General features: G+C 56.5%; 21 protein-coding genes. 19 read left to right on the top strand and 2 right to left on the bottom strand.

The genetic code is table 11. The features are described 5' to 3' along the window. The first annotated feature begins 170 nt into the window (after positions 1–170). The 12 genes from DL239_RS19530 (at position 171) to DL239_RS19475 (ending at position 11,398) form a co-directional block, all read left to right on the top strand. Positions 171–1,970 carry a NapC/NirT family cytochrome c gene (locus DL239_RS19530; protein WP_167685786.1) on the top strand — a complete coding sequence of 600 codons (1,800 nt, stop codon included), beginning with the start codon at positions 171–173 and terminating at the stop codon, positions 1,968–1,970. Between the two features lie 58 nt (positions 1,971–2,028). After that, positions 2,029–2,445: a cupredoxin domain-containing protein gene (locus tag DL239_RS19525; RefSeq protein ID WP_167685785.1), complete on the top strand. Its 417-nt coding sequence runs from the start codon at positions 2,029–2,031 to the stop codon at positions 2,443–2,445. 208 nt (positions 2,446–2,653) lie between these two features. After that, on the top strand, positions 2,654–3,421 hold the full coding sequence (gene cobA / locus DL239_RS19520) for a uroporphyrinogen-III C-methyltransferase (RefSeq protein ID WP_167685784.1): 768 nt from the start codon (positions 2,654–2,656) through the stop codon (positions 3,419–3,421). Then, positions 3,414–3,773, top strand: coding sequence for a c-type cytochrome (locus tag DL239_RS19515; protein WP_167685783.1), 360 nt, complete (start codon positions 3,414–3,416; stop codon positions 3,771–3,773). The genes cobA and DL239_RS19515 overlap by 8 nt, the downstream gene beginning before the upstream one ends. After that, positions 3,770–4,909 carry a cytochrome D1 domain-containing protein gene (locus tag DL239_RS19510; protein WP_167685782.1) on the top strand — a complete coding sequence of 380 codons (1,140 nt, stop codon included), beginning with the start codon at positions 3,770–3,772 and terminating at the stop codon, positions 4,907–4,909. The genes DL239_RS19515 and DL239_RS19510 overlap by 4 nt, the downstream gene beginning before the upstream one ends. 3 nt (positions 4,910–4,912) lie before the next feature. Beyond that, positions 4,913–5,902, top strand: a complete 990-nt coding sequence (ahbB, locus tag DL239_RS19505) for a siroheme decarboxylase subunit beta (RefSeq protein ID WP_167685781.1) — start codon at positions 4,913–4,915, stop codon at positions 5,900–5,902. Then, complete coding sequence (locus DL239_RS19500; RefSeq protein WP_167685780.1) at positions 5,899–6,348, top strand: Lrp/AsnC family transcriptional regulator; 450 nt, start codon at positions 5,899–5,901, stop codon at positions 6,346–6,348. The genes ahbB (DL239_RS19505) and DL239_RS19500 overlap by 4 nt, the downstream gene beginning before the upstream one ends. Continuing rightward, positions 6,345–6,839, top strand: a complete 495-nt coding sequence (gene ahbB / locus DL239_RS19495) for a siroheme decarboxylase subunit beta (protein ID WP_167685779.1) — start codon at positions 6,345–6,347, stop codon at positions 6,837–6,839. Before DL239_RS19500 ends, ahbB (DL239_RS19495) begins: the two co-directional genes overlap by 4 nt. Before the next feature lie 4 nt (positions 6,840–6,843). After that, entirely contained in the window at positions 6,844–8,067 is a 1,224-nt protein-coding gene (gene nirJ, locus DL239_RS19490; protein ID WP_167685778.1) for a heme d1 biosynthesis radical SAM protein NirJ, read from the top strand. A gap of 58 nt (positions 8,068–8,125) precedes the next feature. Further along, positions 8,126–9,625, top strand: a complete 1,500-nt coding sequence (locus DL239_RS19485) for a cytochrome D1 domain-containing protein (protein ID WP_439650877.1) — start codon at positions 8,126–8,128, stop codon at positions 9,623–9,625. Then, positions 9,582–10,352 carry a CbiX/SirB N-terminal domain-containing protein gene (locus tag DL239_RS19480; protein ID WP_167685776.1) on the top strand — a complete coding sequence of 257 codons (771 nt, stop codon included), beginning with the start codon at positions 9,582–9,584 and terminating at the stop codon, positions 10,350–10,352. The genes DL239_RS19485 and DL239_RS19480 overlap by 44 nt, the downstream gene beginning before the upstream one ends. Further along, positions 10,349–11,398 (top strand): NnrS family protein, encoded by a 1,050-nt coding sequence (locus tag DL239_RS19475; protein WP_167685775.1) that lies wholly within the window; start codon positions 10,349–10,351, stop codon positions 11,396–11,398. The genes DL239_RS19480 and DL239_RS19475 overlap by 4 nt, the downstream gene beginning before the upstream one ends. A gap of 64 nt (positions 11,399–11,462) precedes the next feature. Here DL239_RS19475 and hemA read toward each other — a convergent pair whose 3' ends face one another. After that, a complete protein-coding gene (hemA, locus tag DL239_RS19470) occupies positions 11,463–12,686 on the bottom strand; it encodes a 5-aminolevulinate synthase (RefSeq protein ID WP_167685774.1) in 1,224 nt (407 codons plus the stop codon). Positions 12,687–12,906: 220 nt separating this feature from the next. Here hemA and DL239_RS19465 point away from each other — a divergent pair, with 220 nt between their 5' ends. Continuing rightward, positions 12,907–13,611: a Crp/Fnr family transcriptional regulator gene (locus DL239_RS19465; protein WP_167685773.1), complete on the top strand. Its 705-nt coding sequence runs from the start codon at positions 12,907–12,909 to the stop codon at positions 13,609–13,611. Between the two features lie 133 nt (positions 13,612–13,744). Here the strand turns inward: DL239_RS19465 and DL239_RS19460 are convergent, their stop codons facing one another. Then, a complete protein-coding gene (locus DL239_RS19460) occupies positions 13,745–14,659 on the bottom strand; it encodes a LysR substrate-binding domain-containing protein (protein ID WP_167685799.1) in 915 nt (304 codons plus the stop codon). A gap of 134 nt (positions 14,660–14,793) precedes the next feature. On the opposite strand from DL239_RS19460, the gene ugpB reads away from it, so the two are divergent. From ugpB to DL239_RS19430, 6 genes are all read left to right on the top strand, one after another. Further along, a complete protein-coding gene (gene ugpB, locus DL239_RS19455) occupies positions 14,794–16,095 on the top strand; it encodes a sn-glycerol-3-phosphate ABC transporter substrate-binding protein UgpB (RefSeq protein ID WP_167685772.1) in 1,302 nt (433 codons plus the stop codon). Between the two features lie 69 nt (positions 16,096–16,164). Beyond that, positions 16,165–17,046, top strand: coding sequence for a sn-glycerol-3-phosphate ABC transporter permease UgpA (gene ugpA / locus DL239_RS19450; protein WP_167685771.1), 882 nt, complete (start codon positions 16,165–16,167; stop codon positions 17,044–17,046). Next, positions 17,046–17,897, top strand: a complete 852-nt coding sequence (gene ugpE, locus DL239_RS19445) for a sn-glycerol-3-phosphate ABC transporter permease UgpE (RefSeq protein ID WP_167685770.1) — start codon at positions 17,046–17,048, stop codon at positions 17,895–17,897. Before ugpA ends, ugpE begins: the two co-directional genes overlap by 1 nt. A gap of 10 nt (positions 17,898–17,907) precedes the next feature. Continuing rightward, a complete protein-coding gene (locus DL239_RS19440) occupies positions 17,908–18,963 on the top strand; it encodes a sn-glycerol-3-phosphate import ATP-binding protein UgpC (RefSeq protein ID WP_167685769.1) in 1,056 nt (351 codons plus the stop codon). After that, positions 18,963–19,937: a glycerophosphodiester phosphodiesterase family protein gene (locus tag DL239_RS19435; RefSeq protein WP_369410594.1), complete on the top strand. Its 975-nt coding sequence runs from the start codon at positions 18,963–18,965 to the stop codon at positions 19,935–19,937. Before DL239_RS19440 ends, DL239_RS19435 begins: the two co-directional genes overlap by 1 nt. A gap of 40 nt (positions 19,938–19,977) precedes the next feature. Beyond that, positions 19,978–20,367: a hypothetical protein gene (locus DL239_RS19430; protein ID WP_167685768.1), complete on the top strand. Its 390-nt coding sequence runs from the start codon at positions 19,978–19,980 to the stop codon at positions 20,365–20,367. Positions 20,368–20,418 lie beyond the last annotated feature (51 nt).

Genomic DNA, 20,418 nt, shown 5'->3' with positions numbered 1-20,418 from the left:
CACAAAGGGGCGGGCCCAGCGCCCGCCCCTTTTTTGCATCAGCGTCCGAGACGACCACGGCAATTGGCACCTAACCAATCTGCATACCCGCTCTCCCTCTGCTCCATGCAACTTTAGCCAACCCGGCCCAGTTTGGGGCCAATCAATAATAGCCAAGACGGAGCCTGGACATGACCCAGACCAGCGAAGCTGAACCGAAAAAGCCTATCTGGCGGCGATATTTCCTGTGGGGAATGCCGGTGGCTGGGATCACGGCAGTTTTCATAGCCGGCATTGTATTCTGGGGCGGGTTCAACACCGCCATGGAAGCCACAAACACTATGCCATTTTGTATCTCCTGCCACGAAATGAAGGACAACGTATACGCCGAGTACCAAGGCACCATCCACGACGTGAACCGATCTGGCGTCGGTGCAGTCTGTTCAGACTGTCACGTGCCCAAGGACTGGACCCACAAGATGATCCGCAAGATCAAGGCGTCCAAAGAGCTGTGGGGCAAGCTGACCGGTAGTATCAGCACACCTGAGAAGTTCGAAACCCACAGATTGTCGCTTGCGATGAACGAATGGGAACGGATGAAGGCGACGGATTCGGTTGAATGCCGTAACTGTCACGACTTTGGGTCGATGATGCCCGAATTCCAGAAACCTCGCGCCCGTCAGCAACACTTGAACGCGATGGAAGTGGGGCAGACCTGTATTGACTGCCACAAGGGCATTGCACACAAGAACGTACGCGACCGTGCCTCTGACGAATACCTCGAAGCACTAGAAGCGCCAAACCCGGCATTCATCCGCGAAGTACCGCAGATCTATCTCGACAGTCTGGCCTATATCGAAGGGGTAGAAGCCGAGGAAGCCGCTGCTGCACGGGCAGCCGAAACTGCCAATCGCGAAGCCGTGCAGGCTCAGATTGCCTCGGCCGTTGAAGCCGCCGTTGCCGAAGAGCGGGCTGCCGCTGCTGGCGAAGTCACTGAAGCCGCTGCCGGTGAAACCGTTGGTGCCGACGTCGACTGGACCACTGTGGCAAGTACTGATCTGACCATGTTCTATCCTGGTCAAGCCTCGTTTGAGTGGGTCCAAAACGGCAAGCAGCATGGTGGCGCACGTCCGCTGACCAAAGGTGGCGACCAGTGCACAACCTGTCACGCTGCCGAGTTGGAAGCCATTGGCACCAAGATCGTTGCAGGCGGTGGTGGTAAGAACGATGAGCTGGAGCCAACCCCAATTCCGGGTAAGCGCGGCATCATCAACGCCACAGTCCAGGCTGCTCATGATGCCGACAATCTCTATGTTCGCATGCAATGGCCGGATGCACCTCACGCCCCTGCCCCGTTTGTTGATGGCGGCAAGATGGATCCTGAAAACCAGATCAAGGTCGCCATGATGATCTCTGGCGCAGGGATCGAAATGGGTGATCAGGTGGGTTGCTGGTCAAGCTGCCACGCCGACAACGCCTATATGCCATTTGCCCCCGATGCTGATGGGATTGCCGCCAGCGGTGACGTGGCTTCGCGTCTGGAAGCGACAGGCATGGTCACCAAGTACCTGACAGAAAGCCGGACAAAGGTTGAGGTCAAAGGACGTCGTGGCAAACCACAGGGCGGCTGGGATCAGCTGAGATCCGAGGAAGAGATCGAACAGTATCTCGCCGATGGCACCTTTCTGGATCTGATGCGCGTCTATGCTGATGGTAGCGGCTCCAATGGTTACTTGATGGATCGCCGGGTTGAAAACGGTGGTGAGTTTGCCTCGCAGGCAACACTCTCGGCCGGTATGTGGACCGTGGTCTTCTCGCGGCCACTGAACTCGGACACACCGGGAGATGTACCGCTGGAACCCGGCAAGACCTACACCGTCGGGTTTGCTATCCACGATGACTATTCCGATGCGCGGTTCCACCACGTAACGCTGGACACCAGCCTAGCGCTGGATAACCCCGAGGCGATAGTCAACGTGGTTGGTCAGTAAAAACTAAAGCGGCGGCCGGTTGTTCCGGCCGCCGTTCATCCTTCATCGGGGTTTTAATATGCGAACGCCTTCTATTCTGGCTATTGCCCTGCTGTCGCTTGCGGCTGCATCTTCCGTTCATGCAGCAGGTAAAGACCCGGCTGCCATCTGTGCCGAGGCCGAGGAACGTTATGTTGCGCTCACAGGTCAACCCTCGTCCGAAGCTGACGGCGTGGTTGTGGTGACTATGTACAAATACAATTTCTGCCCCGCCCAGATCACCGTTCAGGTGGGCACCACCGTGCGTTGGGTCAATGTCGACAAACGCACCAGTCACAGCGTCCTGTCGCCTGCGGCTGGCATGCCCGAATCTGATCGCGCCTTTCCTGACGAAAGCGTCGAGTTCACATTTCTGACGCCGGGTGATCAGGACTATCTATGTGGTCCGCATTGGGAAACCCGCGACATGATCGGCATGGTTACGGTCAAAGAATAGACCAGACCCAGGATCGTTATTTCGCAAAACAAATGCGCCTTAGCTTTAGTCAAGGAAAGCAACGCTGCCCGACGGCATGCTGCTCTCATGAAACGCCAGGATCTTCAGCACAGTTTTCACCATCAGGTGCTGCCCAGCAGTGACCACGCGTGCGCGCTGTGTGTCGGAGGTTCTGCCAAGGCAACCATTGGAGCATGCGAGAATCACCATGAACGGTAAAGTTTCCCTTATAGGTGCCGGACCCGGCGATCCCGACCTGCTGACGCTGCGCGCACTGAAAATGATCCAGTCCGCAGATGTCGTTGTTTATGACCGTCTTGTCTCGGACGACATCATGGCATTGTGCCCCAAAGAGGTCGAGCTGATCCCGGTTGGCAAATGCCCCCGCAACCACCCCGTGCCGCAAGATCGCATCAACGAGATCCTGTTTGAACAAGCCCAGATGGGCCGATCTGTTGCGCGGCTCAAGGGTGGTGATCCGATGATCTTTGGACGCGGCTCCGAAGAGGCGCTGTACTTGATGGATCGCGGGATCGAAGTTGTCTACGCCCCCGGAATCACTGCTGCGCAGGGCGCATCCTGTTCCACCGGCGTACCGCTGACCCATCGCGGCATTGCAACCAGCGTACAATATGTGACTGGCCACCGTCAGGCAGACAAGGTGCTGGACCTCGACTGGAAGAGCCTGGCCGACCCTGAAACAACGCTTGTGGTCTACATGGGTGTCGCCAACATCGGGCAGATCGCCGTTGGCCTAATGACGGAAGGCCTGCCCGCCAGCACCCCAGTTATGGCAATTTCCAAAGCCACTTCGGCCGAGGAAGAGCGTATGACCTCAACGCTGGGAGAAATCGCTCAAGATGCTCGTGAAGCCGAGCTAAAGCCCCCAACACTGTTCATCATCGGCCAGGTGGTTTCGCTTTATACGGATCGTCACGATGAGAGTATCGTCGAACAGGCAAAGGCCCATGGCTAGCGTCATTCCCAATGTCACAGCAAAATTCGGGCTAGGTCGAGGCTTGGCCTGGGTGCTGGGAACCGCATTGGTGGTGTTATCTCCAACCCTCGCCTCTGCCGACCCGGTTGACCCAGCTGCCCTACAACGGTTCGTCCATCAGGACTGCGGTTCATGCCACGGCATGACGCTAATGGGTGGCCTCGGCCCAGAGATCACCCCCGAGGCGATGCAGTTCTATGACCGCGACGTTCTGACCACGGTGATCCTTGACGGGATCCCGGACACCCCCATGCCCCCCTGGCGTCCCTTGCTCAGCCCACAAGAGGCCGAGTGGATTGCCGATTACCTCCTAACCGGAGAAATGAAATGAAAAAACTCCTCGCCGTCGCCCTCCTCCTCGCCTCGACTGCCAGCGCCGAAACTGTTGCCACCGGTGACATGGGCGTTGTTATCGAACGCGCCACAGGCTCTGTCCTGCTGGTGGATCAATCCGACCGCGCCGCACTGGCCCGGATCGAAGGTTTTGGCGACCTGAGTCATGCCAGTCTGGTCTATTCACCCGACGAACGCTTTGCCTATGTCTTTGGCCGCGATGGCGGATTGACCAAGCTGGACATCACCACCCGCCAGATCGTAGGCCGCGTGATGCAGTCTGGTAATGCCATCGGTGGGGCGATCTCGGACGACGGCAAACTGGTCGCAGTGTCAAACTACGAGCCCGGTGGCGTGCGTGTCTTTGACGCCGACACGCTAGAGATGGTTTTGGACATTCCTACCGGCGGCAAGACCATCGGTCTGGTAGATGCTCCGGGTCGACGGTTTGTGTTCACCGTCTGGGACACAGGCGAAACATGGATTGCTGACTTGGCGGAAGCCGAGCCCAAGATCACCCGCATCCCCGACATGGGCGACCGCCCCTATGACGCGCTGATCACAGCCAATGGTCGCACCTACATTACCGGACTGTTTGGCGAGGACGGCATGACCGCGCTGGATCTGTGGGCCGAAAACCCCGAACCCATCCGCGTGCTACCAAAATATGGTCGCGGACAAGAGGAAATGCCGGTCTACAAGATGCCCCACCTTGAAGGCTGGGCGCTGACCGGTGACGAATTTGTACTGCCAGCCGTCGGCCACCACGAAGTTCTTTGGGTGGACGCTGACACATTGGAAGAAACTGCTCGAACAAAAACCCATGGTCAGCCGATCTTTGCCATGGCGCGCCCCGATGGGCGGCAAGTCTGGGTCAACTTCGCCCACCCGTTGAATGACACCATCCAAGTGATCGACAGCGTTTCCAAGGAAATCATCCATCAGTTCCAACCCGGCCCAGCCGTGCTGCATATGGAGTTCACCGCGCGTGGGCACGAGGTCTGGCTGAGTGTTCGCGATGCTGGAAAAATCATGATCTATGACACCCGCACCTTTGAAAAACTGCGCGAAATTGATGCCGAGAGCCCCTCGGGGATATTTTTCACCGCGCGTGCCCACCGGACAGGGTTGTAGGTCATGCAAGGTATTGCCTGCCCCATTGACCGCCGCCTGCTGGATGACTGGCAACGTGATTTTCCGATCACCCCGCGCCCGTTTGAATCCTTGGCCAGTGATCTTGGGATATCTGTTGATGTTGTCCTCTCGCGCTTGAATGCCATGCAGGCTGCCGGCCGAGTAAGTCGCCTTGGCGCCACCATTGCGCCCAACGCCATCTCGGCCAGCACTTTGGCCGCTGTAGCTGCGCCGCCGGAGCGTTTGGAAGAAGTAGCTGCTATCATTGGTGCCCAGGCTGGAGTGAACCACAACTATCAACGCGAAGACGACTGGAACCTGTGGTTCGTGGCCACTGGCCCAGATCGTGCAGATGTGGATGCCTCGCTGAAGCAGATACAAGACGCCACCGGGCTGCGGGTTTTGGACCTGCGCCTGATGCGTCCCTTTAATGTCGATCTGGGGTTCCGGATGGATGGTCCGCGCCAGTTGGTTGCCCCCCGGCCCGTTGATCGCAGCGTCTTGCAGGATAGTGACCGAGAGTTACTGCAGATCCTGGCCAGAGGTATGCCAATCACACCGCGCCCTTATTGGGATCTTGCGACCAATCTTGGCCGATCTGAGTCCGAGGTGTTGGATCGGATCGAAACGTTACACGACGCAGGCATCATCTCGCGACTTGGGGTGATTGTACGCCACCGGGCGCTGGGTTGGTCCGCCAATGCGATGGTAGTTTGGGACCTCGCCGAGCACCAAGTGCAAGCCGCCGGTCAGGCGCTAGCAGCACTGGAAGGTGTGACGCTCGCCTATGAACGCCGCCCCGTGCCGGACGTCTGGCCCTACCGCCTATACAACATGGTGCACGCCCGCACCCGGTCGGCAGCGCAAAAGGTCATTGATGCGGCGACAGCCCTGCCAGAACTGGCAGATGCCAAGCACAAGGTGCTGTTTTCTACCCGTTGTTTCAAACAGACCGGCGCGCTGATCTCGCGCGCCAAAGGAAAGGCTGCGTGATGTTGGACGACACCGACCGACTGCTGATCAACAGGCTGCAAGACGACCTGCCGATGTCCACTAACCCCTTTGCCGAAGTTGGCGAAGAACTGGGCCTGTCCGAGGCCGATGTTATCTCTCGTATCGAGGCGATGAAAGACTCTGGCGCGATCACCCGCTTTGGGCCGTTTTTCGACGTCGCGGCCATGGGCGGAGCGTTCTGTCTGTGTGCAATTGCAGTTCCCGCCGATCAATTCGAGCGCGTCATGACCGAAGTCAATGATTTCCCCGAAGTGGCGCACAATTATGAACGCGATCACACACTGAACATGTGGTTCGTGCTGGCCACAGAAACGCCCGAGGGCATCGCGGAGACAGCCGAACGGATCGAGGAGAAGACAGGGCTGAAGGTGCTGTGTTTTCCGAAACTGCAGGAATTTTTTATCGGCTTCCGGGTGAAGGCATGAGCGTCGAAACAAAGATATCAGATCGCGAGATCATCGCCGCACTTCAGGGAGGTCTGCCAATCGTAGCAGCACCCTACACCGAAGTTGCTGACAAACTTGGTATGTCCGAAACGGATCTGGTTACGCAAATTGCAGCCATGAAAGACAGCGGTGCAATCCGCCGTATCGCGGCTGCACCTAACCACTACAAGCTGGGAATGGTCGCTAATGGCATGACCGTTTGGGACGTTGAGGACGCTCAGGTGGCCGAACTTGGCGCAAAGATCGGCGCCCTGCCCTTTGTCACCCACTGCTATGAGCGGCCCCGCGCCCGAGATCAGGGCTGGCCCTATAACCTTTTTGCTATGGTCCACGGGGACAGTCCTGACGAGGTCGAAGCCAAGCGCGCTGAAATTGCCGCGATTCTTGGTGATGCCTGTCACGGTCACGACATCCTCTATTCCAAGCGTATTCTGAAAAAAACGGGGCTGCGGCTCCGCAAACGGGGGTAATCCCATGTTTCGCATGTCCGAGTACATGACCCAACTGACCAATCCGACACCCGTGCGCAAGCGACGTGGTGAAGGAATGGTCAAACCGGTGGTGATCTGGAACCTGACACGTCGCTGCAATCTGAAATGTCGCCACTGCTATACCGTTTCAGCGGATGTCGATTTTCCGGGCGAACTGAGCCAGGAACAGGCGATGGAAACGCTTGAGGATCTGGGGCGTTTCAAAGTGCCCGCGCTGATCCTGTCGGGTGGCGAACCGCTGGACTGCAAATACCTGACACCGTTGGCCAAACGCGCACGTGAGCTGGTTCGGGTTCTGGCGCTATCAACCAATGGCACCAAGATCCACGGCGATACCGCAGACCAGATTGCCGATATCGGCTATAACTACGTCGGCATCTCGATCGATGGCATCGGTGAAACAAATGACTGGTTCCGAGGCGTCGATGGCGCCTTTGACCAAGCTGTGCGCGGTGTGCGTGCGCTGAAAAAGCGCGGGGTCAAGGTTGGACTGCGGTTCTGTCTGACAGAAGGCACCCAGCACAATCTGCCCGATCTGCTGCAACTGTGCGACGACGAGGGCGTGGACAAGTTCTATCTGTCGCACCTTGTCTACACCGGTCGGGGTGACAAGAACCGTGGCGAAGACGCCCACCACCAACGCACCCGTGCAGGCATGGATATGCTGATCGAACGCGCCTGGGACGGGTTGAACGGCAAACGCACGCCGCTGGATGTTGTGACTGGCAATAACGATGCTGATGCCGGCTATTTCCTTGATTGGGTCGGCCGCAATTTCAGCGCAGAACAAACCGCCCATGTCCGTGACCATCTGGTGGCTTGGGGGGGCAACTCGTCGGGCCTTGGCGTCGCCAACATCGACTTCCTAGGCAAAGTTCACCCCGACACCTATTGGTCAGACTACACCGTCGGCAACGTCAAACAGACCCCGTTCACCGAGCTCTGGACTGGTGAGGACGAGATGCTGAAAACCCTGCGCACCCGCCCCCGCCCACTAGAGGGACGCTGTGGTGCCTGCAAGATCAAGAATGTCTGCGGCGGCAACACCCGCATCCGCGCCCTGCAACTGACGGGCAACCCCTGGGCCGAGGATCCGGCCTGCTATCTGAGCAACAACGAAATTGGCGTCGACACCTCCGATACTCGGCTGGAAGTCACTCCGTTCAAAGGAAAAAGCCATGACCCAGCACATCGGTTCTTTGGATAATAAGACTATGAAAACCCTGACAAAGAAAACAACCTGGGGCGCTGCCCTCTCCGCGCTGATGCTGATTGGCAGCCCAGTTCTTGCCGATCCGGAAGCACTGTACCAAGAGAACTGTGCCAGCTGTCACGGTGAAAACCGTCTTGGCGGCACCGGCCCAGCGCTGATCCCTGAAACGCTCAAACGTATGCGTGGGCCAAAGGTGGCCAATGTTATTACAGAAGGTCGCACAGCAACCCAAATGCCGGCGTTTGCCGAGGATATGACTGCCGACCAAATCACTGAACTTGCCGCTTGGCTGAAGACCCCGCTGGATGAGCTCCCGGCCTGGGGCGAGGAACAGATCAACGCCAGCCGCGAAATGAACCCGGACTATGTTCAGGTAGACGCGCCTGTCTGGTCGTCCGACCCAATGAATATCACGCTGGCCGTAGAAACTGGCGACCACCATGTCAGCGTACTGGACGGCGACACATTCGACGTGCTCGACCGTTTTCCAACCCCATTTGCCGTGCATGGCGGACCCAAGTTCGATCCCAAGGGCCGTTTTGTATTCATCATGTCGCGCGACGGCTGGGTTCAGAAATATGACATCTACGCGCTGAAAGAGGTGGGCCGGGTGCGTGCCGGGCTGAACAGCCGCAACATCGCGATGAGCGCAGATGGCAAATGGCTGGCCGTGGCCAACTATCTGCCCAACACGCTGACTATTCTATCCACCGAAGACCTGACCGTTGCCACCGTGCGTGAGGTCAAAGGCAAGGATGGCACCCCAAGCCGCGTTTCCGCCGTGTATCAGGCCCCACCACGCGAAAGCTTTGTTCTGGCGCTGAAAGACGTGCCGGAAATCTGGGAAATCTTCTATGGCAAGAACCCGCCCCAGTTTGGCTTTGCCCATGACTGGCGCACCGAAGGGCTGGCCCATACCGACATCCCATTCCCGCTGCGCAAGATCACCACGCCAGACTACTTGGACGATTTCTTCTTTGACCAAACATATGAATACGTCATGGGCGCCTCGCGCAGTGGTGAAGGCGGTCAGGTGATTGATCTGGTCATTGGCCAGAAAGTTGCCGATCTGGACCTGCCCGGCATGCCGCACCTTGGTTCGGGCATCACATGGAAGTATGGCGACACAACCGTCATGGCGACGCCACACCTGAAGGACGGCACCATTTCGGTGATCGACATGAAGACCTGGGAAACCGTGAAGCGGATCGAGACCATGGGCCCCGGTTTCTTCATGCGCAGCCACGAAAACTCGCGCTATGTCTGGGCCGATGTGTTCTTTGGCCCGAACCGGGACAAAATGCATGTGATCGACAAAGAGACACTTGAGATCATCAAGACCCTAGCGCCAGTACCCGGTGCCACCGTCGCCCACGTAGAGTTCACCAAGGACGGAAAATATGCGTTGGTTTCGGTCTGGGAAGATGACGGCGAGGTGCTGGTCTATGACGCCGAGACACTGGAAATCGTCAAACGCCTGTCCATGCGAAAACCTTCGGGGAAATACAATGTCTGGAATAAAATTACATTCTCAGAAGGCACTAGTCACTGATGACGACATGGTCAGCGCCCCTCGCGAGGCGCTGATTGTTGCCCACGGTCAGCCGGGCGATTTCAACCCACCCGAGGTGGAACTGGCACGACTGGCTGTGCAGGTGCAGGAACGGATGACAGGCTGGCGCATCCAGTCGGCCACAATGGCCTGCCCCGGCACGCTGGACACTGCCGCAAAGGATATGTCGCCCGGTGCACTGGTCTATCCCTTGTTCATGACCGAGGGGTGGTTTGTTCAACAGGCTCTTCCTGAACGGCTGGCGGCTTACCAATTGCAATTTTTGCCCCCATTCGGAACTGACCCAGAGCTTCCGACCCTTGCAGCCTTGGCGATCCGGCGAGAGATTGCACTGCGTGGCTGGACACCAGAGCTTACCCACATTGTGGTGGCGGCACATGGATCAAGGCGCAGCCCACAGGCCGCGGGTGCCGTGCAGCAATTTACGACTGCGCTTTCAAGCATTCTCCCCTGTCCTGCCATTCAAGCCGGTTTTCTGGACCAGGATCCATCCATTGCACGAGTCGCGACCAATTTGGGACGGCAAGCCCTGTGCCTGCCATTCTTTGCCCGCGATGGCGATCATATCAGCAAGGACATTCCCGACGCACTTACCGAGGCGCGGTTCAAAGGGGTCTTGCTGCCAGTTCTGGGGCAACAGCCCCTGGTTCCCGACCTAATCGCCCGCACGCTAGAAACCGCTTACACTGCAAAGATCCCCGCATGAGCACCACAGCGGACAAGCGGTCCCGTTCTTCTGTTCCTTGGTCCAGTTTTTGGCCCGGTTTCTGGAAAGCCCCGCATCGGCCGCTGATGCTCTGTAGTGTGATGGCAGCGCTGGTTGGGCCACTGTTGGCGGGAACTGATCCCCAGCTGCATGCCCGCCTATTGGTGTTCGGCTTTGCCGGGGCCGCAATTGGCGCCTATCTTTTGACCGTGTTGCCCGGCTGGACAAAGGTACGTGCTACGCCTGCACGTCTTGGTCTGCTCGTTGCCCTGTGGCTTTGGGGGCGTCTTATGCCCGGACCGGCTGAGGCGCTTTATTTCATTGGCCTGTCTTTCACGCTTGCCCCACCTATTCTGCGCGCTGGTCTTTATGGTCGGCTCTGGGCACCATTAGCCCCGTTGCTGCTGGCGCTGGCGACTTTGCGTCCTGATTTGCCTGTTGAAAGTACACCGCTACTGCTGGCTGCGCTGGTTGCCACCGTTGGGGCCCGCGCCTTACCCGCCTTTCTGGCCAGTGCAACAGGCCACCCCCAACCGCCAGATAACCTGGCACTCTACCTTTCGGCGCCACTTCTTATCCTTGGCGCTATTGCTCTGCCGCACCCGGCTTGGCTAGTGCTCGCCGCCCTTATCTTGTTGGGTCAAATGCTCCGCTGGCCGCTGATTGCGCCACCGCTGGGCACGATGCTATTGCCCCCGTGGCTCTGGCTCATGGCTGCGCTTCTTTTGATGGCCACCTCTGATGGGAACCCGTCCCATGCGCTCCATATGATGACCATCGGGGCCATTGGTGGCATGATCCATGCCTTTATTTCTCGAATTTTTGCGCGGCGAGGCGCAGCCACACTCATCGCCCAACCCGCCAGCCTGATCGCCGCTGCAACGCTGCACGCAGCGGCGCTGGCCCGGCTACTGGACGCTGTATCGTTGGCCCTCGTGTTCTGGGTAATTTGTTGGGGGATTACCCTTGCCCAGCTCATCATTCATTGTCGGCAACAACCACAGGTCCCAGTCTTTATCGGGTCACGAAAAAAGCAGACCAAATGAAAATCGGCGCGCCTTATGCGGGACGCGCCGATCTATTCAAATGTATTGCCTTGAACGCTTGACCTTATTGTGCGGCAATCGGCCGTCGGGCAATCTTGCAGCGCTCCCAGAGTGCGCCAAGTGCCTCTACCAAGTGGTCGATATCCTCGGCCGAATGCACCGGGCTGGGTGTGATCCGAAGACGTTCAGTTCCCTTGGGCACAGTTGGGTAGTTGATAGGCTGGATATAGATGCCGAATTCGTCCAACAGAGTGTCCGAGATAAACTTGCACTTCACGGGGTCGCCAACCATTACCGGAATAATGTGGCTTGGGTTCGGCAAATGTTCGATCCCTAGGGTGTCCAACCGGGCACGGACATCTGCCACACGCTCCTTTTGCACATCGCGTTCAGTCTGGGACTGCTTCAAATGCCGTACCGATGCTGCCGCTCCGGCCGCCACTGCTGGGGGCAAGGCGGTTGTAAAGATGAAGCCACTGGCAAAACTGCGCACAAAATCACACAGAGCAGCGCTGGCCGCAATGTAACCGCCAACCACACCAAAGGCTTTGCCCAAGGTGCCCTCAATCACGGTCAGCCGGTCCATCAATCCTTCGCGTTCAGCAATACCACCACCGCGCGGACCGTAGAGGCCAACTGCGTGCACCTCGTCCAGATAAGTCATGGCGCCGAATTCATCTGCAATGTCACAGATCTCTTTGATCGGGGCGATGTCACCATCCATCGAATAGACGGACTCAAAAGCGATCATCTTAGGTGCGTTCGCTGGTGCTGCTGCAAGTTTGGCCCGCAGGTCGTCGATGTCGTTGTGTTTCCAAATCACCTTTTCCGCGCGGGAATGGCGCACGCCTTCGATCATGCTGGCGTGGTTTAGAGCATCAGAAAAGACAATCAATCCCGGTATCTTGGCTGCCAAGGTCCCAATCGCAGCCCAGTTCGAGACGTAGCCAGAGGTGAACAACAGAGCCGCCTCTTTGCCGTGCAGATCCGCGAGTTCCTGTTCAAGCAGCACATGCGCATGGGTGGTGCCTGAGATATTCCGGGTTCCCCCTGCCCCAGCACCGGAACGGTCAAGCGCGTCGTGCATCGCTTCCAGAACATCGGGGTGCTGCCCCATGCAAAGATAGTCGTTCGAGCACCAGATCTTCACCTCGCGCTTGGTTTCACCATCGGTCTGACCCGCCTGAGGGAATTCGCCCCGGCGACGTTCCAGATCAATAAAGACCCGATAGTTCCCCTCGTCCTTCAAATCTTGCAGGCGATCTTCAAAGTAGCGTTCGAAATCCATGTTCTGGCCTCCGGTGGCTGAATGTTAATTGTCCAGTTTGACTAGGATCATGGTGAGGGTTGCCAGACGAATCCATGACTATGGTCAAGGTTTGCGGCAATCGAGGAACAAATTGCCGCAACACACAATAATCAAGAGTGCAGGCTATGACTGCATTTCGTCATCAATTTTACGAAGGCCTCGCCTTAGGCAGGGCCGGAAACCGAGGGGATCCCAAACTGTGGCTCATGAGCATTACAAGGCAATCGCACGCAATTCACTGCTTATCCGTTCACTGCCCGAACAACACATAGAGACCCTGTTGTCCCATGCTAATTTTCGCCACTACGAACGTGGTGAAAACGTGTTTCTACAAGACGAGGAAGCCACCGCGATCCATGTTGTGATCGACGGATGGGTGAAACTATTCCGCGTAGCGCCCAACGGTGCCGAAGCAGTTGTGAGCGTCTTTACCCGTGGCGGCAGCTTTGGCGAGGCTGTGGCCCTGAGGGGCACGAATTATCCGGTGTCTGCCGAGGCAGTAACGGCCGCCGAGGTGATGCATATCCCGTCGTCTCTGTTGATATCGTTGATGAAAGAAGACCCGCAAATCGGCCTTTCGATCCTTGCCTCGACCTTTATGCATCTGCACTCGCTTGTTGAACAGCTAGAGCAGCTGAAAGCGCAAACCGGAGCGCAACGAGTGGCTGAGTTCCTGCTGACCCTATGCCAGTGCGACTGCGGCCCAAGTGAAGTCATACTGCCCTATGACAAAGTGCTGATTGCAGGACGCCTTGGCATGAAGCCAGAAAGCCTAAGCCGCGCCTTTGCACGTCTAAAAACTGCCGGGGTGAAAATCAAAAAGAATCACGCCGCAATTGAAGACGTTAGACGCCTTCGCGAATACACCGAGGACGACCCAGCCGACGCATGGAGCAAGGCCTGAGACGGATTATAGCAAACTGTTATTTCGTCCAAATTTCAGATATCCCCCCGTTATCGCGATTGAGAACAGTCAAGTTGCCAGACTACCAATCGCAAAGCCCCTAGGTGCCGACAACAAGTTGGCAGGCACCAACTCATATCACTCGGGGCGGCACATGGACCACATAGGGCTGTAGGCTTTCAACGAAAGTTTCGACAAAATCCAACGACAACAATGACCTGCTGCCAGAGGCGGGTCTTAGAATAGACAGCCAATGAACAATCTCTGGCTCGAAGGGGCGTATTTCCATGCCTAATGACTTGAATTGCTCAGCGTCAATTGCGCTGACGACAGACACCCCCTGCCCCTCAGCCACCATGATGCAGGCAGTAGAGAACTGGCGGACCTCGACCCATGAGTTCAGCAAAACACCGTAGTCAGAAAATGATTGCGACAAACTGGTGAAGAATGGGCTGCCTTTGCGAGTGTGAATGATTTTCTCATCGACAAGATCCAGCGGCGAGACGCGATCCAATTCCGCCAGACGGTGGCCTCGCGGGAAAATGCACACTGTCTTGACTGCAATATCTGTGTGCTCGACGGCTGGATGTCCAGAAAACCCATCGGTGATCCCGCAATCATATTGCTCGCCAATGATCCATTCCAGAATACGCTCGGGCCGGTCAGGCTCTAGTGTCAGGTTCACGCCCGGGCGTTCCCGGAGAAAACTGGCGAGCAGCTGCGGTAGATGGGAACTCGCAAATCCTGGCAGACAAGCAATGCGTAAATGCCCTGCTTTTCGGTCTGTCAGATCCCGATTCAGTTCTTCAAGGTGACGCAAACTATCAAACACGCGACCGACCTCGGACAGCAAGTAACGGGCCTCGCTGGTGGGAATCAACGTACCCGATTCCCGACGAAAAAGCTCAATCGCCACTGAATTGGAAAAGTCTGACAACAGGCGACTTGTGGCGGGTTGTGAAATCCCTAGGGATTTCGCGGCTCGGGTGACTGATCCCGTTTGCGCGACGGCTTGGAACGCCTCGAGCTGTCTCAACTTAAACTTCAATGACTTAGCACTCATCTTTGGAATTACTTCCGGCTCGACATAACATTTCATTATAAGATTTGTCAAAAAACTTTCACTTGCATTATGGTCCGTTCTGCTCATTCTTGCCTCATCTAATTAACGGGGAGACGAAAATGTCTGTGAAATCACTTCTCTGCACGTCCGCGCTTTTGACTGCGACAATGTCCACAGCCTTTGCTGAAACTGAGGTTCAGTGGTGGCACGCTATGGGTGGCGCCAACGGTGAGCGGGTCAACAAAATCGCTGAAGATTTTAATGCGACCCAGAGCGACTACAAGGTCGTGCCGGTCTACAAAGGTAACTATACCGAAACCATGACCGCAGCGATTGCGGCCTTCCGTGCCAAAGAGCACCCGCAACTGGTGCAGGTCTTTGAAGTCGGCACAGCAACCATGATGGCAGCCGAGGGCGCTATCTACCCTGTCGAACAGCTGATGAAGGATGCAGGCGAGCCGTTTGATGGCGACGCATTCCTGCCTGCTGTTGTGTCCTATTACGAAACCCCCGAAGGGGAATTGCTGTCGATGCCGTTCAACAGCTCCACTCCGGTTCTGTGGTACAACAAGGATGCGCTGGACGCGGCTGGTGCATCGGTTCCGACAACTTGGGACGATGTACAGGTCACCGCTCAGAAGTTGGTCGACAACGGAATGGACTGCGGCGTTTCCTTTGGTTGGCAATCCTGGGTCATGGTCGAGAACTTCTCTGCCTGGCATAACATTGGTCTGGGCTCCAAGGAAAACGGCTTTGCCGGTTTCGACACCGAGTTCACCTTTAACAACGAAGCTGTTGCAACGCGCCTAGATGGCATTGCGGAAATGTCCAAGGGCAACCTGTTCAAATACGGCGGTCGTCGTGGTGACAGCCTGCCAATGTTTACCAACGGCGAATGCGGCATGTGGATGAACTCTTCTGCATACTACGGTTCGATCAAATCTCAGGCCGAGTTTAACTTTGGTCAGGCCATGCTGCCGCTGGATACTGCGGTTGCAGACGCGCCTCAGAACTCCATCATCGGCGGTGCCACTCTTTGGGTTCTGGGTGGACATGAAGAAGAAGAGTACAAAGGAACCGCGCAGTTCTTGAGCTACCTTTCATCCGCTGAGGTGCAAGCTTGGTGGCACCAGGAAACTGGTTATGTGCCGATCACAACGGCTGCATATGAATTGTCCAAAGAGCAAGGGTTCTATGAAGCGAACCCAGGCACCGATACAGCAATCCAGCAGCTGAGCCTGAACACTCCGACACCTAACAGCCGGGGCCTGCGTTTCGGTAACTTTGTGCAGGTACGTGACGTGATCAACGAAGAACTGGAAGCAATCTGGAGCGGTGACAAGACCGCAACTGATGCTCTGGACGCAGCCGTTGAACGCGGTAACGCACTGCTGCGCAAGTTCGAGCGTTCGGCAAACTAAGCCTTAGGCAACAATTGGTCATGCCGCCCATCCCGGGCGGCATGATGTCGTTTAATATCGGGGCACTCAATGCTGAAACGCGTCCATTTTCCGTCTTCGCCGCTGCCGTATCTTTTGGTTGCGCCGCAGCTGGCGATCACGCTGATTTTCTTTATCTGGCCAGCCAGTCAGGCCATGTACCAATCATTCTTGGTTGAAGACCCGTTCGGTCTTGGATCTGAGTTCGTCTGGTTTGAGAATTTTGAACTCCTGTGGGGGGATCAGCATTATTTGGATGCGTTCCTACGTACTGCAGTCTTCTCTGTTCTTGTTGCGGCCCTATCGATGGGATCTGCGCTGCTCCTTGCAGGTTTTGCCCAGCGGGTAGTCCGTGGAGCCATGTTCTATCGGACCATGCTGATCTGGCCCTATGCGGTAGCTCCTGTTCTGGCCGGCGCGCTGTGGGTATTCATGTTCAACCCAACCTTGGGGATCTTTCCGTATTTCCTTGATTTCGTGGGCATTGACTGGAACCACTATCTGAACGGTGGACAGGCCATGTCATTGGTGATCCTAGCCGCAGCATGGAAACAGGTTGCCTATAACTTTCTGTTTTACCTTGCTGCGATGCAGTCGATCCCAAACAGCGTGATCGAAGCCGCCGCAATCGACGGGGCCGGACCTGGGCGACGCTTCTGGACCATCATTTTTCCGCTGATTTCACCTACCACGTTCTTCTTGCTGGTGATCAACATGGTCTACGCCTTTTTCGAGACCTTCGGCATCATCCATGCGGTGACGCAAGGCGGGCCAGGCTCATCTACCACCATCCTTGTTTATAAGGTGTTCAACGACGGCTTTGTGGGCCTGGACCTTGGCGGATCGGCGGCTCAGTCCGTTGTGCTAATGGCGCTGGTTATTGTCATGACCGTCGTTCAGTTTCGCTACGTTGAAAGAAAGGTGGAATACTGATGATTGAAAATCGCCCCTTCACGTCATTCCTGTCTCACCTCATCCTAATTCTGGGTGTCATTGCCATTGCACTGCCGATCTGGATCACCTTTGTTGCGGCAACACATAACGAACTCCGCATGAACCAAACCCCGCTCCCCCTGTGGCCGGGAACCTACCTGTGGGAGAACCTGCAAAAGACCTTGTTTGGCAAGGGACTGAGTGGGTCTGAAACCGCGCCAGTCTGGATGATGCTCCTAAACAGCCTTGCTATGGCGATGATGATTTCAGTGGGCAAGATTGCAATTTCTTTGCTGTCTGCCTTTGCCATCGTCTATTTCAAGTTCCCGTTCCGCATGACCTGTTTCTGGATGATCTTCATCACCCTGATGCTGCCTGTCGAAGTGCGAATTCTTCCAACGTTTGAAGTGGTTGCCAATCTTGGCCTGCTCAACAGCTACTGGGGCTTGTCGATCCCGCTGATTGCCTCGGCCACTGCGACCTTCATGTTCCGGCAGGTGTTCTTGACCGTGCCAGATGAACTGCTTGAAAGCGCCCGTATCGACGGTGCAGGCCCAATGCGGTTCTTCTGGGACATCCTGCTGCCGCTTTCGCGCACCAACATCGCAGCGCTGTTTGTGATCCTCTTTATCTTTGGCTGGAACCAATACCTTTGGCCGCTGCTGATCACCACGGACACGTCAATGACCACAATTGTCATGTCGATCAAACAGATGCTGGAAGCCGCGGAGCAAAGCCCGCAATGGAATATCATCATGACGACCGCGCTATTGGCGATGGTACCGCCAATCTTTGTCGTCATCTCGATGCAAAAGCTCTTTGTGCAGGGCTTGACGGAAACCGATAAATAGGACGCCCTAAATGGCTGAAATACAACTTACAGATCTGACCAAATCCTACGGCCCGACAGAAGTGCTGCACCACGTAGAAGGCGACATCAAGGATGGCGAATTCATCGTCATCGTTGGTCCGTCTGGCTGTGGCAAGTCGACACTTTTGCGCATGGTGGCGGGCCTTGAATCCGTGACCTCGGGCGAAATACGTATCGGCGACCGTCGTGTAAACGAGCTGGAGCCTTCTGCCCGCGATATCGCCATGGTGTTCCAGAACTACGCGCTCTACCCTCACATGAGCGTGCGAGAAAATATGGCCTATGGGCTGAAGATCCGGAAACTCCCCAAGGGTGAGATAAACAGGCGGGTGGAAGAAGCCGCCGACATTCTTGAGATTCACCAGTATCTGGACCGCAAACCGCGCCAGCTGTCCGGTGGCCAGCGCCAGCGGGTAGCCATGGGCCGGGCCATTGTGCGTGATCCTCAGGTGTTTCTGTTCGACGAACCCCTTTCCAATCTGGACGCCAAGCTGCGCGTGCAAATGCGGCTGGAAATTCGCAAGCTGCAACAACGGCTTGGGGTGACGTCGATCTATGTGACCCATGATCAGGTCGAAGCTATGACGCTTGGTGACCGTCTGATGGTCCTGAATGGCGGATATGTTGAGCAATTCGGCACGCCAATTGAGCTGTATGACAGGCCTGCATCCGTGTTCGTAGCCGGTTTCATCGGTAGTCCTGCGATGAACCTACTCCCAGCCGAGGCCCACTCAGACGGGATTGTTTTGCCAACAGGCGTAAAGCTTGCAGGCGCACAGACACAAAGCGGATCAGTTCTGCTCGGCGTACGGCCAGAACATCTGGTCCCAGACCAAGACGGACCAATTGCCATTGATGTCGATATGGTGGAACAGCTAGGCGCGAACTCCCTGCTTCATGGCACGCTCAGCGGAACAGACCACGCGATGGTCGCATCGATCCCAGGCCATGTCGCCACAGCAAACGGTACACAACAACGGTTCTCTGCTGCGCCAGAGGTACTGCATCTGTTCAGCCCGGAAACTCAAAAACGATTGGACGCATAGTGCAATACCCTCAGCTTGAGGCTTTTTCCGCTAAGGAAGGAGTCATTCGCGTCATCGGGCACCGGGGCGCTCGCGGGATCATGCCGGAAAACACCATGGAAGGGTTCGCATTTACCCTGGCCTGTGGGGTTCGCCTGCTGGAATTTGACGTTGTCATGACAAAAGACAACGTACCTGTGATCACCCATAATCACCACCTCACTCGGTCAATCGTCCGCGACGGTAATGACGACTGGCTGCCCGGCGAAGAGCCCAAGGTCTCTGATCTGGACTGGGCTGATCTTGCTCAGCTGGACGTTGGCGGGCTGGATGGTGACAGCGAATACGGGCTGCGGTTTCCCGATCAGGCCTTTCTTTGCGACGTCCGAATACCCAAGCTAAGCGATCTATGTCGGCTGATAACCCAGCCCGAATACGAAGACGTACATATGATGCTGGAAATCAAATCGGACCCGGACAAGCTACAGGACGCGGCTGCGCGTTCTGCAATCGTCACAGCCGTGGCCAATGAAGTACGTTCCTTTGGGCTGTCAGAGCGAACGCTGATGCACAGCTTTGATTGGAACCTGCTGGCAGAGTGCAAACGCATAGCGCCTGAGATGCCGACCTCATTCCTGACCCAACTGCCAGACAACGCAGCTGATGCCGGTGAAGACCATGCCATCACGGCCTGCCCCGATCTGACAACCGGGACTGTAATCGCACCCGAACTCGTCGCCCAAGCCGGAGGCTCCCTGTGGTGCCCCTATTTCCAGGACGTCACAGCAGAGGCAGTCGCCAGAGCACAAGACCTGGGGTTAAGAGTCGCGGTCTGGACAGTGAACGAAGTGGAAGAGATCGACCAGATGATCGGCCTCGGCGTTGACGCCATCGTCTCGGACTACCCCGGCCGCGTCCAACGGCGACTGCTGGCCCATGGGTTCGGCTGGTCAGCGCGTACAGCGGTTGTTGGAACACTTAAAGCCTCCACTTGATCTGAGTGACCGGAACCAAAGCCAAGTTTGACGGTTTGAGATGCATCTTGGTTCCAAACAGCTTCGCAACCGGTTTGAGATGCGCGTCACCGATGATGTGCATGACATCCTTCACAGAGGCATTGGGCCGTATGCGCTATTGCACCTTCACAACCGTGCTCGCCGGCCGGTTCATGTACTCTGGCGGCAGTTTGAGGACGTGGTCTGCAATGACCTGCTGCAAAATTGTGCCGGAGTTCTACCAAGCGACGTCATTGAAGCGAACCTAGCCGCTAAGATGCGGGACTTGGACGCACTGCTTGTCGGGATATTCATCACCCGCGCGGCAATATCTGGCGTATCAGGCGATGATTTTGACGACTTCATGGACAACCACGCGGAAGCTCTGTGCGTCGGCAGAGTTTTTGGGTCCAAAGGCGGCCTAAACTAAGTGAGAGTTTGGCTCATCTGGTTGGTTTGATTATGCGGCGCGTTGCCTGTG

This window comes from Parasedimentitalea denitrificans (genome assembly GCF_011813015.1).
Lineage (GTDB): Bacteria > Pseudomonadota > Alphaproteobacteria > Rhodobacterales > Rhodobacteraceae > Parasedimentitalea > Parasedimentitalea denitrificans.
This window is presented reverse-complemented; position numbering and strand designations above follow the sequence as displayed.

What these genes read in the sequence shown, in the direction of transcription:
- DL239_RS19430 (WP_167685768.1), top strand. Translation starts at nt 19,978, where the DNA reads ATGCATCTTGGTTCCAAACAGCTTCGCAACCGGTTTGAGATGCGCGTC.
- ahbB (WP_167685781.1), top strand. Translation starts at nt 4,913, where the DNA reads ATGCAAGGTATTGCCTGCCCCATTGACCGCCGCCTGCTGGATGACTGG.
- DL239_RS19530 (WP_167685786.1), top strand. Translation starts at nt 171, where the DNA reads ATGACCCAGACCAGCGAAGCTGAACCGAAAAAGCCTATCTGGCGGCGA.
- ugpE (WP_167685770.1), top strand. Translation starts at nt 17,046, where the DNA reads ATGATTGAAAATCGCCCCTTCACGTCATTCCTGTCTCACCTCATCCTA.
- DL239_RS19525 (WP_167685785.1), top strand. Translation starts at nt 2,029, where the DNA reads ATGCGAACGCCTTCTATTCTGGCTATTGCCCTGCTGTCGCTTGCGGCT.
- DL239_RS19485 (WP_439650877.1), top strand. Translation starts at nt 8,126, where the DNA reads ATGCTGATTGGCAGCCCAGTTCTTGCCGATCCGGAAGCACTGTACCAA.
- ugpA (WP_167685771.1), top strand. Translation starts at nt 16,165, where the DNA reads ATGCTGAAACGCGTCCATTTTCCGTCTTCGCCGCTGCCGTATCTTTTG.
- ahbB (WP_167685779.1), top strand. Translation starts at nt 6,345, where the DNA reads ATGAGCGTCGAAACAAAGATATCAGATCGCGAGATCATCGCCGCACTT.
- DL239_RS19510 (WP_167685782.1), top strand. Translation starts at nt 3,770, where the DNA reads ATGAAAAAACTCCTCGCCGTCGCCCTCCTCCTCGCCTCGACTGCCAGC.
- DL239_RS19475 (WP_167685775.1), top strand. Translation starts at nt 10,349, where the DNA reads ATGAGCACCACAGCGGACAAGCGGTCCCGTTCTTCTGTTCCTTGGTCC.
- cobA (WP_167685784.1), top strand. Translation starts at nt 2,654, where the DNA reads ATGAACGGTAAAGTTTCCCTTATAGGTGCCGGACCCGGCGATCCCGAC.
- nirJ (WP_167685778.1), top strand. Translation starts at nt 6,844, where the DNA reads ATGTTTCGCATGTCCGAGTACATGACCCAACTGACCAATCCGACACCC.
- hemA (WP_167685774.1), bottom strand. Translation starts at nt 12,686, where the DNA reads ATGGATTTCGAACGCTACTTTGAAGATCGCCTGCAAGATTTGAAGGAC.
- DL239_RS19440 (WP_167685769.1), top strand. Translation starts at nt 17,908, where the DNA reads ATGGCTGAAATACAACTTACAGATCTGACCAAATCCTACGGCCCGACA.
- DL239_RS19515 (WP_167685783.1), top strand. Translation starts at nt 3,414, where the DNA reads ATGGCTAGCGTCATTCCCAATGTCACAGCAAAATTCGGGCTAGGTCGA.
- ugpB (WP_167685772.1), top strand. Translation starts at nt 14,794, where the DNA reads ATGTCTGTGAAATCACTTCTCTGCACGTCCGCGCTTTTGACTGCGACA.
- DL239_RS19480 (WP_167685776.1), top strand. Translation starts at nt 9,582, where the DNA reads ATGTCTGGAATAAAATTACATTCTCAGAAGGCACTAGTCACTGATGAC.